Source organism: Moellerella wisconsensis ATCC 35017 (assembly GCF_001294465.1).
Classification (GTDB): domain Bacteria; phylum Pseudomonadota; class Gammaproteobacteria; order Enterobacterales; family Enterobacteriaceae; genus Moellerella; species Moellerella wisconsensis.
The window spans coordinates 59890-76053 of the sequence record NZ_LGAA01000027.1; the positions used below are offsets into that span (position 1 = coordinate 59890).

At 40.6% G+C, this 16164-nt stretch carries 20 protein-coding genes, 1 tRNA gene and 2 pseudogenes; 16 read left to right on the plus strand and 7 right to left on the minus strand.

Annotation, left to right across the window (positions count from 1 at the left end; genetic code table 11):
• Positions 1–76 precede the first annotated feature (76 nt).
• The 9 genes from rsmE (at position 77) to hemW (ending at position 7071) form a co-directional block, all read left to right on the plus strand.
• A complete protein-coding gene (gene rsmE, locus M992_RS13970; RefSeq protein ID WP_053909141.1) occupies positions 77–808 on the plus strand; it encodes a 16S rRNA (uracil(1498)-N(3))-methyltransferase in 732 nt (243 codons plus the stop codon).
• 9 nt (positions 809–817) lie between these two features.
• Positions 818–1777, plus strand: a complete 960-nt coding sequence (gene gshB / locus M992_RS13975) for a glutathione synthase (RefSeq protein ID WP_053909142.1) — start codon at positions 818–820, stop codon at positions 1775–1777.
• A 118-nt stretch (positions 1778–1895) separates the two neighbouring features.
• The gene (locus M992_RS13980) at positions 1896–2459 is read left to right on the plus strand and encodes a YqgE/AlgH family protein (protein ID WP_053909143.1); all 564 of its coding nucleotides are present in this window, start codon (positions 1896–1898) and stop codon (positions 2457–2459) included.
• Positions 2459–2875: a Holliday junction resolvase RuvX gene (gene ruvX, locus M992_RS13985; RefSeq protein ID WP_053909144.1), complete on the plus strand. Its 417-nt coding sequence runs from the start codon at positions 2459–2461 to the stop codon at positions 2873–2875. The genes M992_RS13980 and ruvX overlap by 1 nt, the downstream gene beginning before the upstream one ends.
• Before the next feature lie 264 nt (positions 2876–3139).
• Positions 3140–3835 carry a YggS family pyridoxal phosphate-dependent enzyme gene (locus M992_RS13990; protein WP_053909169.1) on the plus strand — a complete coding sequence of 232 codons (696 nt, stop codon included), beginning with the start codon at positions 3140–3142 and terminating at the stop codon, positions 3833–3835.
• A gap of 74 nt (positions 3836–3909) precedes the next feature.
• Positions 3910–4731, plus strand: a complete 822-nt coding sequence (proC, locus tag M992_RS13995) for a pyrroline-5-carboxylate reductase (protein ID WP_053909145.1) — start codon at positions 3910–3912, stop codon at positions 4729–4731.
• Between the two features lie 20 nt (positions 4732–4751).
• A complete protein-coding gene (locus M992_RS14000; protein WP_053909146.1) occupies positions 4752–5336 on the plus strand; it encodes a YggT family protein in 585 nt (194 codons plus the stop codon).
• A 15-nt stretch (positions 5337–5351) separates the two neighbouring features.
• A complete protein-coding gene (gene rdgB / locus M992_RS14005; RefSeq protein ID WP_053909147.1) occupies positions 5352–5945 on the plus strand; it encodes an RdgB/HAM1 family non-canonical purine NTP pyrophosphatase in 594 nt (197 codons plus the stop codon).
• Positions 5938–7071: a radical SAM family heme chaperone HemW gene (hemW, locus tag M992_RS14010; protein WP_053909148.1), complete on the plus strand. Its 1134-nt coding sequence runs from the start codon at positions 5938–5940 to the stop codon at positions 7069–7071. Before rdgB ends, hemW begins: the two co-directional genes overlap by 8 nt.
• A gap of 140 nt (positions 7072–7211) precedes the next feature.
• On the opposite strand, the gene M992_RS14015 is transcribed toward hemW, so the two are convergent.
• The 5 genes from M992_RS14015 to trmB all read right to left on the minus strand — a co-directional run bounded on the left by M992_RS14015 (position 7212) and on the right by trmB (position 11327).
• A complete protein-coding gene (locus M992_RS14015; protein WP_053909149.1) occupies positions 7212–8165 on the minus strand; it encodes a siderophore ABC transporter substrate-binding protein in 954 nt (317 codons plus the stop codon).
• Positions 8166–8322: 157 nt separating this feature from the next.
• On the minus strand, positions 8323–9048 hold the full coding sequence (locus M992_RS14020) for a DUF2884 family protein (protein WP_053909150.1): 726 nt from the start codon (positions 9046–9048) through the stop codon (positions 8323–8325).
• 209 nt (positions 9049–9257) lie between these two features.
• A complete protein-coding gene (glsB, locus tag M992_RS14025; protein ID WP_053909170.1) occupies positions 9258–10184 on the minus strand; it encodes a glutaminase B in 927 nt (308 codons plus the stop codon).
• A gap of 97 nt (positions 10185–10281) precedes the next feature.
• The gene (locus M992_RS14030; protein WP_047255389.1) at positions 10282–10608 is read right to left on the minus strand and encodes a YggL family protein; all 327 of its coding nucleotides are present in this window, start codon (positions 10606–10608) and stop codon (positions 10282–10284) included.
• Positions 10608–11327, minus strand: coding sequence for a tRNA (guanosine(46)-N7)-methyltransferase TrmB (gene trmB / locus M992_RS14035; RefSeq protein ID WP_053909151.1), 720 nt, complete (start codon positions 11325–11327; stop codon positions 10608–10610). Before trmB ends, M992_RS14030 begins: the two co-directional genes overlap by 1 nt.
• Positions 11328–11700: 373 nt before the next feature.
• Here trmB and mutY point away from each other — a divergent pair, with 373 nt between their 5' ends.
• The 7 genes from mutY to M992_RS15685 all read left to right on the plus strand — a co-directional run bounded on the left by mutY (position 11701) and on the right by M992_RS15685 (position 15749).
• Positions 11701–12738 (plus strand): A/G-specific adenine glycosylase, encoded by a 1038-nt coding sequence (gene mutY / locus M992_RS14040; protein WP_053909152.1) that lies wholly within the window; start codon positions 11701–11703, stop codon positions 12736–12738.
• A gap of 25 nt (positions 12739–12763) precedes the next feature.
• Positions 12764–13036: an oxidative damage protection protein gene (locus M992_RS14045; RefSeq protein WP_053909153.1), complete on the plus strand. Its 273-nt coding sequence runs from the start codon at positions 12764–12766 to the stop codon at positions 13034–13036.
• 60 nt (positions 13037–13096) lie between these two features.
• Entirely contained in the window at positions 13097–14167 is a 1071-nt protein-coding gene (gene mltC / locus M992_RS14050; protein WP_053909154.1) for a membrane-bound lytic murein transglycosylase MltC, read from the plus strand.
• A gap of 214 nt (positions 14168–14381) precedes the next feature.
• Positions 14382–14457 (plus strand) — tRNA-Phe (locus M992_RS14055).
• 214 nt (positions 14458–14671) lie between these two features.
• Complete coding sequence (locus tag M992_RS15160) at positions 14672–14833, plus strand: hypothetical protein (protein WP_156317264.1); 162 nt, start codon at positions 14672–14674, stop codon at positions 14831–14833.
• 137 nt (positions 14834–14970) lie between these two features.
• On the plus strand, positions 14971–15297 hold the full coding sequence (locus tag M992_RS15165) for an IS3 family transposase (protein ID WP_134473747.1): 327 nt from the start codon (positions 14971–14973) through the stop codon (positions 15295–15297).
• A gap of 29 nt (positions 15298–15326) precedes the next feature.
• Positions 15327–15749, plus strand: coding sequence for a DDE-type integrase/transposase/recombinase (locus M992_RS15685; protein WP_390892507.1), 423 nt, complete (start codon positions 15327–15329; stop codon positions 15747–15749).
• Here the strand turns inward: M992_RS15685 and M992_RS15520 are convergent.
• Positions 15658–15876: pseudogene (locus M992_RS15520) on the minus strand (ATP-binding protein); the annotation flags it as partial. The gene M992_RS15685 and the pseudogene M992_RS15520 sit on opposite strands and share 92 nt — an antisense overlap.
• Positions 15877–15975: 99 nt before the next feature.
• Positions 15976–16155 (minus strand): annotated as a pseudogene (locus M992_RS15690) (IS3 family transposase); the annotation flags it as partial.
• Positions 16156–16164: the final 9 nt, after the last annotated feature.

A 16164-nucleotide genomic window follows, 5' to 3' on the forward strand; every position in this document is an offset into this window, starting at 1 on the left:
TCATTTAACCTAGTGTTGTGGTCTAACGAGTTTATCATCAACAACATTCAGTCCCGGTACTCATAAGGAAAAACTCATGCGAATTCCACGCATTTATCACCCGGAGCCATTACAAGCTAATACTACAATTTCTCTGAGCGATGATGCAGCTAACCATGTCGGTAGAGTCCTACGAATGGTTAAGGGGCAAGCACTCGAACTGTTTGATGGTAGTAATTATATTTTTTCAGCAGAAATCATCGAATCATCTAAAAAAGAAGTTCGTGTCCAAATTATTGATTCAACACTAGATAACCGTGAATCTCCACTTAACTTGCATCTGGGACAAGTGATTTCTCGCGGTGAAAAAATGGAATTTACTATTCAGAAATCTGTTGAATTAGGTGTTAATATTATTACTCCGCTACTTTCAGCACGCTGTGGTGTTAAATTAGATGCAGAGCGACTAGCTAAAAAAGTGCAGCAATGGCAAAAAATTGCGATTGCAGCTTGCGAACAATGCGGCCGTAATCAAATCCCTATCATCCGCGAAATTCAAATATTAGAAACGTGGTGCGCAGAAGACGATGGGGCATTTAAAGTCAATCTTCATCCTCGCGCCACCGAAAGTATTAATACGCTACCGGCATCAGTTAAGGATGTACGGCTGCTCATTGGGCCAGAAGGCGGTCTCTCCGCTGAAGAAATTGCTATGACCGCAAAATATCAATTCACCGATATTTTACTCGGGCCTAGAGTATTACGAACAGAAACGACGGCGCTCACCGCTATTGCGGCATTACAAGTGCGTTTAGGCGATTTAGGATAAGGAGCTATAATGATTAAGTTGGGTATTGTGATGGATCCGATTTCCTCCATCAAAATCAAGAAAGACACCAGTTTTGCTATGCTGCTGGAAGCTCAGCGCCGCGGCTATGAAATTCATTACATGGAAATGAAAGATCTGTATCTGCATCAAGGTGAAGCAAGAGCACAGACTCAAATCGTAACCGTAGAAGAAAACCCACAAAATTGGTATCAATTCACTGGCGAACAAGATATTCCATTAGCCGATTTAGACGCTATTTTAATGCGTAAAGATCCACCTTTTGATACTGAATATATCTATGCGACCTATATTTTAGAACGAGCGGAAGAAGCGGGTTCATTGATAGTCAATAAACCTCAAAGTTTACGTGACTGTAACGAAAAATTATTCACCGCATGGTTCCCTGAACTAACTCCAGATACATTGGTTACTCGCAGTGCTAAGCAATTGCGTGAATTCCATAAAAAACACGGCGATGTAATTTTTAAGCCTCTGGATGGTATGGGCGGTGCATCTATTTTCCGCTTAAAACAAGATGATCCAAATGTCGGTGTGATTATTGAAACCCTCACTGATCAAGGTAACCATTTCTGCATGGCGCAAAACTATTTGCCAGCAATTAAACAAGGCGATAAACGCGTTCTAGTGGTTGATGGTGAACCTGTTCCTTACTGCTTAGCACGTATCCCTGCTCAAGGTGAAACTCGCGGTAATCTGGCAGCGGGTGGACGTGGAGAAGCGCGACCATTAACCGACAGTGACTGGGCGATCGCTCGTGCAGTTGCTCCAAAATTGAAAGAAAAAGGCCTGATTTTTGTTGGTCTGGATATCATTGGCGATCGTCTTACTGAAATTAATGTGACTAGCCCGACATGTGCGCGTGAAATTGAAGCAACATTTGATATTTCAATTATGGCGATGCTGATGGATGCCATTGAGAGTCGATTAAAAAATAAGGCTGAAAATTAATAATTTCGATTTTTATCCTCTGTGTGCTTCAGAGAAATAGTTTTAGAATTGTAAACAAACAGCGCTAAACTCACTTTGAAGTACACAGGATATAACTGAATAAATTAATTAAAATATTATGAAATTACAAAACCATTTCCTCATCGCTATGCCAACATTAACTGATCACTATTTTAGTCGCTCAGTTGTCTATCTGTGTGAACACGATGAAAAAGGTGCTATGGGTCTGGTAATCAATAAACCGATCGAGGAGTTTTCTATCGCTGAAATGCTAGCAAAACTTGAAATAAGTATTGCTGATAGAAATGAAGCTATTAATTTAGATACTCAAGTGATTGCTGGTGGCCCTGTAGCTGAAGAGCATGGATTTATTCTTCATACCCCGGTTGAAGGTTTTAACTCAAGTTTAAAACTCAGTGATGACCTGATGGTGACTACCTCAAAAGATGTTTTAGAAACACTCGGCAGTTATCGTCAACCCACCAATGCATTGGTCACTTTAGGCTATGCAAGTTGGGAAACGGGTCAATTAGAACAAGAAATTATGGATAACAGTTGGCTTACCGTTCCGGCTGACAGTTCATTAATTTTTTCGATACCGATACATCAGCGCTGGCAAGCCGCCGCTGCATTATTAGGGATTGATATTCATATGATTTCACCACAAGCAGGCCATGCATAATGTCAGGTAGAACAATTATCGCTTTCGATTTCGGCACCAAAAGTATCGGTGCAGCCATTGGTCAAGAAATTACCAGAACCGCACGCGCTCTAACTTCATTTAAAGCCAAAGATGGTATTCCTGACTGGTCCCAAATTGAAAAAATAATCAAAGAATGGCAACCTGATTTAGTTATCGTCGGCCTACCATTAAATATGGACGGTAGCTATCAACAAGTTACTAACCAAGCGCGTAAATTTGCTAACCGACTTCATGGTCGCTTTGGCGTTCAAATTGAGTTACATGATGAACGATTATCTACCGTTGAAGCCCGAGCCAATTTATTTGATAGCGGCGGTTTTCGTGCTTTAGATAAAGGCAAAGTCGACTCTGCATCTGCTGTAATTATTTTAGAAAGCTGGCTTGAAAAAATATGATTGCTCATTCCCTCTCGGTCTAACTGTAGAGGGCGCATTAGTCTGTACCACTGTTCATCTGGGATACAAAAAAGAGATTCTCTCTCCTCCATCATTAATTTCACTTATATCCAGTAAATTTATTCAGTTAATCGCTTAATTTATAACTCTATCTTAAAAAATAGTAAATTTTTAGCTGTTTTACATCCAAAGGTGCCGTTTACGCTAAATATGCTTTAAACTAGCGATAATCCTTTTATTTCTTTAATGATTGACGAAATTAGTATGACAACAATTCAACAAAATATTTCTGATGTCTTAAAGCGTATTTCTACAGTAGCAGAAAGCTGTGGACGTCATCCCGACGAAATTACGCTGCTTGCCGTCAGCAAAACTAAACCTTTTGAAGCCATTCAAGCAGCGATTGATGCTGGACAATGCCACTTTGGTGAAAATTATGTGCAAGAAGGTATTGAAAAAGTTCACGCTTTTGCTCATAACAAATCTCTGGTTTGGCACTTTATTGGCCCATTACAATCAAATAAAAGTCGTTTAGTGGCTGAAAATTTTGACTGGTTTCATACCTTAGATCGCGTCAAAATCGCTCAACGACTAAATGATCAGCGCCCGGCAGAAAAAGCCCCTCTCAATGTGTTAATTCAAGTTAATATCAGCGATGAATCCAGTAAATCAGGTATTCCATTACTACAAGTAGCTGAACTGGCGGAACAAATTGTAAATATGCCTCAGCTAAAATTACGCGGGCTAATGACTATTCCAGCGCCGGAATCTGATTTTGAACGCCAAATTGCTGTCTTTCAAAAAATGACAGAAGCCTTTAACATACTGAAAATGAATTATAAAACTGTCGATACATTATCGATGGGAATGACTGATGATATGAATGCTGCGATTCATTGTGGCTCAACATTAGTCCGAATTGGTACCGCCATTTTTGGCGCAAGAAACTATTCTCAATGAATCGACAATTCAAATACTAGTTTTATTGATAAAATACGATTCAATCTACATTCGCTCAATAGCTAGGGGACACCATGCAACATCGCAAAATAGCCTTCATTGGTGCAGGAAATATGGCTCACGCTATTATTGCAGGACTCGTTAATCATGGCTATCCCGCCAAGTTGATTACCGCCTGTTCACCAACCTCGACTCATCGTGATCACATTGCTACCCAATATGGTATTAATAGCGAAAGTGATAATATTCAAGTAGCTCAACATGCCGACGTTATTGTATTAGCGGTTAAACCCCAAATGATGGCTGAGGTCTGCCAACCATTAAAAGAATCCGTAGATTTCAAAGACAAGTTAGTGCTTACTATTGCTGCGGGCATTCCGGCAAAACGCTACCATGATTATCTTTCTGACTCATTACGTTTGATTCGCATAATGCCCAATACTCCCTCATTAATTGGCAAAGGGATCAGTGGATTATTCGCCGAGTCCCAAGTCAACCAGCAAGATAAAGATTTTGCACAACAACTAATGCAAAGCGTTGGAACCACTATCTGGTGCCAGCAAGAGCAAGGTATTAATGAAATTATTGCAATATCTGGCAGTTCTCCGGCCTATTTCTTCTTATTTATGGAATCTATCCAACAAGAAGCCGAAAGATTAGGTTTTTCAGCGCAGCAAGCCCGTGAATTAGTCCAGCAAACTGCATTAGGGGCTGTTACATTAGCAGGATCTCAACCCGATACGGCATTTTCTACTTTACGTGAACAAGTCACTTCGAAAGGTGGAACAACCGCAGCAGCATTATCAACATTCTATGAAGGGCACTTGCCTGAGCTCGTGGCTTCAGCAATGCAAAATGCGATTAAACGCGCAGAAGAAATGGAAAAACTTTTTTAAATTAACTTCAGGGCAGTGATATGCAAACATTACTTTTTGTGATCCCAACTATTATTCAGCTATATATTTTCGTGTTATTACTGCGCGTATGGATGCAATGCGTAAGAGCTGATTTTTATAATCCTTTCTCTCAGTTTGTGGTCAAAGCTACACAGCCACTAGTGGGCCCTCTGCGCCGTATTATTCCAGCTATGAGAGCTATTGATACCTCAACTGTTTTAGTCGCTTATCTACTCGCATTAGCTAGCATTATCTTTGGTCTATGGGCAACCAGTACAATGGCATTATTAGGATTATCATTAATTCCTATGGGAATTATTTTGCTCCTAACTTATGTGGGTAAATTAATTTTCTGGCTAATTTTAATCCGTGCAATTTTAAGCTGGGTAAGCCAAGGGCGTAATCCGGTTGATCTGCTACTTTATCAATTGACTGAACCCCTGATGGCACCGATTCGTCGTATCATTCCAGCCATGGGCGGTCTTGATTTCTCCGCTATGATAGTCATGTTTATACTGATTGCGCTAAATTACCTGCGCCTCGATGTTTCACTTATGATAGACCAGAATATCACTGCGGTTCTTTACTCTATCGGTATCATGTAATTAGAGCACCCTATTATGCAAAAAGTTGTTTTAGCCACCGCTAATCCCGGTAAAGTTAATGAGTTAGCTAGCCTACTGGCTGATTTTGGAATGGATATTGTTGCCCAAACGGATTTGGGCGTTAGCTCAGTAGAAGAGACGGGTCTGACCTTTATTGAAAACGCCATCTTAAAGGCACGCCATGCCTCTGCGGCTACCGGATTACCCGCTATAGCCGATGACTCTGGTATTTCGGTCGATGCTTTAGGCGGAGCACCGGGCATTTATTCTGCACGTTATGCCGGAGAAAATGCGACCGATGAGCAAAATTTAAAGAAATTATTATCCGCAATGAAAGATATTCCTGACCAACAGCGTCAGGCACAATTCAATTGTGTATTAGTGTATATGCGCCATGCAGAAGATCCTACGCCGTTAGTATTTCATGGACGCTGGCACGGAGTAATCGCTCACTCACCTTCTGGTTGTGGCGGATTTGGCTATGATCCTATTTTCTATACCCATGAATTTGGCTGTACTGCGGCGGAATTAACTCAGCCTCAAAAACAAGCGATTTCACATCGTGGCCAAGCACTCGATATGTTATTGGATGCGTTAGCAAATGCTTAGTGTTCCTCCATTAAGCCTGTATATCCATATTCCTTGGTGTGTGCAGAAATGCCCATATTGTGATTTTAACTCGCATACACTCAAGGGAGAGATCCCCCAGCAAGAGTATATCCAACATGTTCTCAATGACTTACAGCAGGATGCACAGCTGATAGGCAATAGAACGGTTAAAACTATCTTTATTGGGGGCGGAACGCCCAGTTTACTCAGTGCAGAATCAATGCAGGTTTTGATGGATGGCGTACGAAATATTATTACGCTGGACTCTCAAGCTGAAGTAACTATGGAAGCGAATCCCGGCACCGTAGAAGCAGAACGTTTCTATGCTTATCAACAAGCAGGAATTAACCGAATTTCTATTGGTGTACAAAGTTTTGGCTCAGATAAGCTGATCACTCTGGGACGAATTCATGGACCAGAAGAAGCTAAAAAAGCAGCGCGATTGGCGGCAGAGTTGGGTTTAAGAAGCTTTAACCTCGATTTGATGCATGGTTTACCCGCACAAACTTTCAGTGAAGGATTGTCTGATTTACGCCAAGCAATCGAGCTTTCTCCCCCGCATCTTTCTTGGTATCAGCTGACGATAGAGCCTAATACCCAATTTGGTTCACGACCGCCAGTTTTACCCGATGATGATGCGTTATGGGAAATTTATACCAAAGGGCATCAAATGTTGACTGCTGCGGGGTATCAGCAATATGAAACCTCTGCTTATGCAAAACCAGGATTTCAATGCCAGCATAATATTAATTACTGGCGCTTTGGTGATTATCTTGGTGTGGGCTGCGGTGCTCACGGAAAAATATCTTTTGCTGATGGACGTATTTTACGCACTGTAAAAGTTAAACATCCGCGAGGCTATATGGAAGGTCGCTATCTTGATAAATCCCACCAGGTCAGCGATGAAGATCGGCCATTTGAATATTTCATGAATCGTTTTCGTTTGCTCGAGGCCATGGAACGCTCTGATTTTACGCGTTTTACTGGCTTATCCGAAGCACATATTCGGCCTCAATTAGATCAAGCGCTAAAGCAAGGGTATATCACGGAAACCGCAGCCCAGTGGCAAATTACTCAGCATGGTAAATTATTTTTAAACTCACTTTTAGAGCTATTTTTAAATTAAACGTCAGTAAGTACTAACATTATTACTAGATTCAATGTTATTAGGCTAAAGAGTGCATTATAAAAATCAAAAAGATCAGCCGAAAGGCTGATCTTGGATTGACTGAAAACATTCGAATAACACTAGATAATGGTAACGAATTAGAGCGCGTTAGCCACCGCATTGACTTGTTCCGTCAAGCTGACTAAACCACCGCCTGATAAATACCATAAGTCGGACTGTAAATAAGTGATTTTACCGTTTTTATAAGCGGTAGTTTGTTGAACATTAATATCTTCAAACTTCACTTTATCCAACTTCTCGGCACCAATCGCTTCACTACGATCAATAATTAATATGACATCTGGATTAACCTGAGCAATCATTTTGCTATCGACCAATCTACGCTTAGTTTGCTCACTCGCCGTCTGTGGTGGTAACTCGGCACGCTGTGCTTTGACAACATCATAGACTACACTTTGATTATTTGGCATTAAGTTGCCGGCATTATGCAGCAAAACTAGCACTTTTTTATTTGATTTAGCCGCTTTATCTTGCGCTTTAGCTATCGTTTTATCTAACTCGGTTAACTTGGCATCAACCGCGGGTTGTTGCTGATATAAATCGCCCAATAAATGAAGATTAGATTTTACTGATGCCAAATAATGCTTGCTGTCAGTTCCCAAATTAATCGTAGGCGCAATCTCACTTAATGCCGCATAAGATGCACCTTGGCGCCCGGTAATCACAATAAGATCGGGTTTGATCTGCGCTAATTTAGCCAGATCAGGTTGTTTCATTCCCCCCGCATCTTGGATTTTTTTAGGTAACTTATCTTTCAGATATGCAGGGGCATTCCCCAAAGGTAACGCCACCACCTTATCACCTAATCCCAATGTATTCATCGAGTCATAAACACCAAAATCAAATAAAACAACTTTTTGTGGATTTTTAGGGACCGTAGTTTCCCCCGAAAGGTGTTTAATCGTTAATGTATCAGCCGATTGAGCGGTTACAGCATTTGGTGTAAATAATGTAGTTTCGGCAGAGCTTAACGCGTAAGGGGAAGAAAAAGCCAGAATAGAGACTAAAACGGCGGGAAGTAATTTTTTCATATAATGCACCCGTGAAGTAATTTAAAAAGCCTGCTCAGCATTCTAGAGACTCACGGGAACAAGTCAATCAAATAAGAATCAATTTCATTTTGATTTTCATTAAGATTTTTTGGGCGCTAATGTTAAAACACATCTGATTACGCCCATAATATCAACATTATTTTAATGAATTCATTAAGCTAATACGCTGTTGTTCTATGAATCCTGCTTTTGAACAAACTTGCTGCCCAAAGATTTTAAAACTAGCTTCTTGCTTCTTCCATTCGGATTCCAACTCTTGCTGCAACCCGCCCATATTACCTAACAGGCCTTGCAGTGATTGCTTGGCATCACCGCCGGAAAGTAATTGCTTGCGACCCATTTCATTAATACTGTCTTGCAGCATACCGCCAAGGCTTTCATTCATTAACTGTTTGCCTTGCGCTTCTAGCTTGTTAATCGCTTGATGATGGAATGTCAGATTCTCAGGGCTCGTTTCAATAACTTGATTTATTTGACGATTAATATCACTTTCTAATTTAGTTAATCGATTACGCACATTACTATCTTCACCAATAACATCAATCACCACTTTATCCAGCGATTGGCGTGAGTTTGCCAATTTTTGTTCTGATTGCTGTTTAATCCAAGGTAAATCATTTCTGACTACTGATTGATAACGCAGCGCTTTTTCCTTTTGCTGCTCATTGAGGTTCAATACTTGGCCATTTAAGGTCACATCACCTTTAGGCGTAATAATCATGTCGCCATTTGCCCCAACCACTTGTACGGACTGCGGAGTCACTATGATGTCATCTTTAAAGTTAACTGAGCATTGATAATCTGCTGCCAGTGCACTAGCAGAAGTCAGAAAAGAAATAGCGACCAACGTATGACGTAGCATAAATTCTCCCGTAATTTGCCATTATGGCAGTTTTTACCTGTTAAAAATGGCCATATGTTGGCCCGCTTGCTAGCCAATAATGGTCCAGCGATTCAATCATTTGCCCTCGATATTTGGGCTAAGTTGTCAGGCTCTGAAACAAATCCCTGAAATAAGTCCTTTCCGATGATTTCGGACGGGGCTTTATCTTGCCAGCCTATTCATAAAATTCAAAAGATAGAACGACCGATTTGTTTGGATAATAATTCTAAGGCAGCGCAACCCGCCAAAGAGTTCCCTGCTTTATCTAATTCAGGGGACCAAACCGCCACGGTAAAATCTTTGGGAACCACACAAACAACGCCCCCTCCAACACCCGATTTCCCCGGCATACCTATACGAAAGGCAAATTCTCCAGAGCCATCATACATACCACATGTCATCATCAACGCATTGATTTGTTTAGCTTGTTGCGGCCGAATAATAGCTTTGCTATCACTATAGCCAATGCCATGGGTGGTAAGATAAGTAAAACAGCGCGCTAATTCAACGCAGCTCATACTTAATGAGCAATAATGAAAGTAAATTTCTAGCGCTGAAATCACTTCGTTTTCAAAATTCCCAAAAGATTTCATCAAATAAGCAATCGCCGCATTACGACTTAAATGCTCCATTTCTGATTTTGCCACGACATCATCATAACGAATGTCTGGTTGGCAAGACATTTTACGTACAAATTCTAACATGCGCTGTTTAGGGGCACTTAAACGAGATTGCAGCATATCAGCAATAATAATTGCTCCCGCATTAATAAACGGATTACGCGGTATTCCTTTCTCCATTTCTAGTTGAATCAGAGAATTAAACGGTAAACCTGAAGGCTCCTTTCCAACGCGCTGCCAAATTTCATCTTCCTCATAACGCGTCATCGCTAAGGTTAAACTTAATACCTTTGATATCGATTGAATCGAAAATCGTTGTTCAGCATCCCCCGCTTGAAAAATATCACCGTTTGCCGTACAAACCGCGATACCTAAAGAATCGGGGGCGACATTAGCCAGTGCAGGAATATAACTAGCAACACGACCTTGACCTATCAAAGGGCGCACTCTTTCTAAAATATCGGACAATAATTGATTAGAAAACGATGTACTCAATGAAATCACCCCAGAAAATAAAGGCACCCATTACGGTGCCTTTATTTAATAACTATTTATTTAAAACTATTCACTTAAAAGCGATAAAATGTAGTGATTATTCCCACCAAACATCAAAAAGTTCTGATGTTTCTACGTCTTTCAAGCCTTTTGCTGTTAGCCAGTTATTTACGGATTGTCTGTGCTCTTCAGTACATTTTCCAATCCCTTGAAGGCAGACTAAACCTTCCCAGCTCAGATAACCACTTGCGTCAAAAGCCAAGCCCTGAGGCTCAATAACTTCAAGGATCAGCGCATCTACTACACTGTCAATTTCTTCTACTGATGTACCTTCAGCAAAACTCCACTTTACGCTAAAACCCAGTTCTTGAAACTCATCAATACGAAGTTTTTTACGTAAACGACGACTACGCTGTTTAGCCATTAGTTAATCCTCTTAAACATTAAATCCCAGACACCGTGCCCTAACCGCTGGCCCCGTTTTTCAAATTTTGTTACTGGGCGAGACGCAGGACGATCAACATAATCCCCCTGCTGAGAAAGGTTTTGGTAGCCTTCTACGCTACTCATAATTTCGAGCATATGTTCAGCATAAGGTTCCCAGTCGGTCGCCATATGGAAAACTCCGCCAGGCGACAATTTGCTTAATATTTTTTGAGCGAAAGGAACTTGTACAATTCGACGTTTATTATGCTTCGCTTTATGCCATGGATCAGGGAAAAATAACTGCACCATATACAAGCTATTATCCGGGATCATTCTATCTAAAACTTCGATAGCATCATGACACATAACCCTTAAATTCTGAACGTTTTCTTCAGCAGCATCCGCTAAACATGCGCCTACTCCTGGAGCATGTACTTCAATACCTAAAAAGTTTTTATCTGGATTTTGTGCCGCCATGGTCACCAATGACGTCCCCATACCAAAACCAATTTCCAAAACGACTGGATTATTATTGGTAAAAATAGAGGCGAAATCCATCGGTTGTGGTTCAAATTCAATACCCATAACCGGCCATACTTGCTCTAGTGCATCTTCCTGACGTTTTGTTAGGCGCCCTTGACGACGGACAAAACTACGAACGCGGCGAATAACGCGGCCTTCTTCATTATATTCTGGGGAAATGACGTTATTGATCATAATAATAGAAACATTAAGAATTAATCGGCTCTGCTCTGGCTATAAGCCAATAAAGCAAAATTAGCGGCGCAAAGAATCATTATTCTTATCTACGCCCATCACAGTACGAGTTATAGCTTACAGCTATGCAATTACACACTACGCCTGTATCAATATAATTTGATAAGTTCGGTATACCGGAGGGCTTAGTGATACGATAAATAATGCGCTGCCCCCAAAGAAGCATGGAGTTTAGCAAACCTTGAGCAAGTATGCATGATGAAATCCGAGTATATTTACAAACCCAAGCATTAATAGCGGTTTACAGTTGTTCTGGTCTATGTTGCAATCATTAACATTGGCGTTAACTTAATTGATAAAAATATCGTTTCAAATGGAAGCTCAACAATTCTCTCGTGCAGTGCTCAATTGGTACCATAAATATGGTCGCAAAACGCTTCCTTGGCAGCGTGAAAAATCCTCTTATCATGTATGGCTGTCTGAAGTTATGCTTCAGCAAACCCAAGTTGCCACTGTCGTTCCTTATTTTGAACGGTTTATTTCCCGATTTCCAACAGTTACGGATTTAGCTGCCGCCCCACTGGATGAAGTGCTGCATCTGTGGACCGGCCTTGGCTATTATGCGCGCGCGCGCAATTTACATAAAGCCGCGCAAATGATTGTCGAACAACATAAAGGTGTATTTCCGACACATTTCGATGAGGTCTTAAATCTTCCTGGAGTCGGCCGTTCTACTGCAGGAGCTATCTTATCACTCTCACAAAATCAACACTTTGCTATTTTGGATGGCAATGTAAAACGAGTTTTAGCCCGTTGTTATGCTATTGAGGGCTGGCCGGGTAAAACAGAGGTTGAAAATAAACTTTGGCAAATTAGCTGCGCAGTAACACCCGCCGAAGGAGTACAATATTTCAATCAAGCAATGATGGATTTAGGGGCGATGGTATGCACCCGCAGTAAACCGAAATGCGAACTATGCCCATTACAATATGGTTGTCTAGCCCATGGAAGGAGTAATTGGCAGGATTATCCGGGTAAAAAACCGAAAAAAAGTCTTCCAGAAAAAACTCGCTGGTTTTTGATTTTACAGCAAGATGATAGTGTATGGCTCGAACAGCGCCCACCGACAGGAATTTGGGGCGGCTTATTTGCCTTCCCTCAATTCGAAAGCCAAGAAAGTTTACAGCAATGGCTAGCAGATTCAGGAATAGACCATCAAGTACCGGAGCAACTAATTGCTTTTCGTCATACTTTTAGTCATTTTCACCTAGATATTATACCTGTAAAGGTTAATATTCAGGGGTTTTCATCTATGATGGATGAAGATAAAGGACTTTGGTATAACTTACAACGTGGCGCGACAATCGGTCTCGCTGCCCCAGTAGAAAATTTATTAAAACAATTGCGTTAACTGCCTGCCTATTGAGGACATAAATATGAGCAGAATAATTTTTTGTACATTTTTACAACGTGAGGCTGAAGGCCAAGACTTTCAGTTATATCCAGGCGAATTAGGTAAAAAGATATTTAATGAAATATCTAAAGAGGCATGGAGCCAATGGATGAGCAAACAAACCATGCTAATCAATGAAAAAAAACTTAACACCATGAATGTTGACGACAGAAAATTACTCGAACAAGAAATGGAAAAGTTCCTATTCCAAGGTCACGATATTAAAATTGACGGTTACACGCCACCAGAAGAATAATTTGTGGATCTGTCAGGTACTTAATACCTGACAGACACCCTGTTAGATGTTGTGAGTCCTATGAAAAAATTATTAGCGCTGACGTTATGTATCCCTTTGCTGATATCTTGTTCCAACAAGAAAGAAATCGCGTTTGAACCTAATTATGTAAAAGACACTAATGGATTTGATATTTTAATGGGGCAATTTGCCCATAATATTGAAAATATTTGGGGGATTAAAGAAGTCCTCATTGCAGGACCTAAAGATTACGTTAAATATACGGATCAATATCAAACACGTAGCCATATCAACTTTGATGCGGGTACCATCACCATTGAAACTATTTCATCAATTGAACCTGCGGCTCATTTGAAAAAAGCCATAGTTACCACATTATTAATGGGTGACGATCCTGGTTCTATTGATCTCTATTCAGATATTAACAATATTCCCCACAGCAAAGAGCCATTCCTTTTTGGTCAGGTTGTCGATAATACCGGTGAGCCTATTCGTTGGGAATGGCGAGCAACTAAATTTGCAGATTATCTGATAGATAAAAAAATACAGCGCCGTCAATCTGGGCTAAATGTCGTGTGGTCAGTTACTCTACAATTAGTTCCGAATCATTTAGACAAACGCGCACATAAATATTTGCCGTATGTCCGTAAGGCGTCTGCAAAATATGGTATTGATCAGTCGCTAATTTTAGCCATTATGCAAATTGAATCGAGTTTTAACCCTTATGCAGTAAGTCGCTCCGACGCGATGGGCCTAATGCAAATTATGCCTAATACCGCCGGTAAAGATGTTTTCCGCTCTCAAGGAAAATCTGGCGTCCCTAGCCGCAGTTATCTTTTTGATCCAGAAAAAAATATTGATACTGGTACTGCTTATTTAGCTATTTTACAAAATAGCTATTTAGGTGAGATAACTAACCCAACATCAAGGCGTTATGCGGTAATAACCGCTTATAACGGAGGTGCCGGCAGCGTACTTAGGGTATTCCATAGCGATAAAAAACGTGCCGCACAGTTAATCAATGGCTTGGAGCCTGGAGATGTTTTTGAAACGTTGAAAACTAAACATCCTGCCGCAGAATCACGTAATTATCTCATTAAGGTTAATAAAGCGCAGAAAAGCTATCGTTAATTAATCTGGCGGTTCTAGGTTATCCCCACCAATGCTTCCTAACAAGGAAATATATCATGGTGGGGATTTCTTATTTTATATTTTACTTTTATGCTTACAAGCTAAACATCTTGATTAATTATTAGCTAACTCGTTGAAAAAACGCGCATACAATCACTATTTTAAATAATTTTTATTGACGCTCTACTGAATATCGGGTTTAATACACCTCGTTGCCCGGATAGCTCAGTCGGTAGAGCAGGGGATTGAAAATCCCCGTGTCCTTGGTTCGATTCCGAGTCCGGGCACCACAAATTTTGAAGCCTCGCAGAAATGCGAGGCTTTTTGCGTTATAACAATCAGCAAAATCTACTTTCCTCAAAATTTAAACTCAACTGAATTCTACTCGATTCTATCTATAAGGGTCTAATTATCCAAGATACCTTGTTAGAGGTATCATAACCAAAACTAACGAGATCAGTATGGGTCGTAAATCCTTTACGCCAGAGTTCAAACAAGAGTGTGTTGAACTGGTTATCCGCCAGGATTATTAAGTTAAACAAGCAAGTTAAACAAGCGGCGATCGCGATGGATGTGGGTCTGTCCACATTACAGCGTTGGTTGCGTCAGTATCGTGGGGAACAAAAAGAAATACCCTCTAAAGCATCTGCTATTAACCCAGAATAACAACGAATTCAGGAACTGAAAGCCCAAGTAAAACAGTTAAAAAGTGACAGTGACCTGTTAAAAAAAGCGTCAGCCTTTTTCGCCATGGAAATGAACGGCAGTAAGTCGCGCTGAAGCTGAAAAAAGCTGGATACAAAGTGAAGCAGGTATGTCGTTTGTTGTCGGTGGGACGTAGTACATTCTACGCCCGTTGTAACCCCAAACTAATCTGTGATGAACACATTCGCTTAAAGACCGTAGTGCGTCACGTCCATCGGATTATGGATGCTACCTATGGTACTCGACGTATGACAGCAGAGCTGTGCGAATGGAGTTTTAAGATTGGCCGTTACAAGATCAGAAAGTTAATGAAGTCACTACAACTGGTTGCTAAACGCCCTAAACAACACCGTTATCCGATGTTAGGTAAACTATCAGTCATTGCGCCAAACAGGCTAACAGACAATTCAATCCTGACCGCGTAAACACGTATTGGTCGGGTGATATTACCTATATACGTACAGGTCAAGACCGGCTTTACCTAGCGGTTATTATGGATTTATATTCCCGCAAAATAATTAGCTGGGCATTCTCCGATACGCCTAATAGTGAGTTAACTACTCGCGCATTATGCTTAGCGGTAAACAAACGCCAACCTAAGGGGGAAGTGGTATTCCACTCGGATCAGGGTGGCCAATACACCAGTGATGCATTTCAGCGTTGCATGAAAGAACACAATGTCGTTTCTAGCATGAGTCGCAGAAGAAATTGTTTAGATAATGCGGTTATCAAACACGTCATCAGGCAATTGCTAATATTATCGATTACATCGAACCGGTTTATAATCAAAAACGATAAGATTCATTCTCTATTTCAAGAATATGACAATGATGAACTAATCGCTCTAATAGTGCTTTCGTCATCTTTGTATCCGTGAATAATTTTACCCATTCTGAAAAGTCAAGGTTTGTTGTAATGATTAAATTCGTTTATTCATGTAACTAACCGATAAAATAAAAGAATAATTTCTCTCCTAGCTGACTAAAAGGCAAATAACCTAATTGGGCTCGATACATTCAACGATTGTCTGTTAACCACTAGACTCACTTGGAAGAAAAGCGATTACCGAAGCGATGTCTCACTGCTTCAAATATGACAGCTTACACATTTTCGCCGCAGAAGCCTCCGGTACTTGCAGTCAAATTCAAGGCTTCACAATCACAACAATCTAAAGAGAACGTTATACGCAGTTTTTCACCATTATTACATCGGAACTCAAAACCATGTGAACACCAACATTGGTTGCTTTTATTCACCACCATTTGACCTGTATGAGCTTGTTTCAAGGCAAA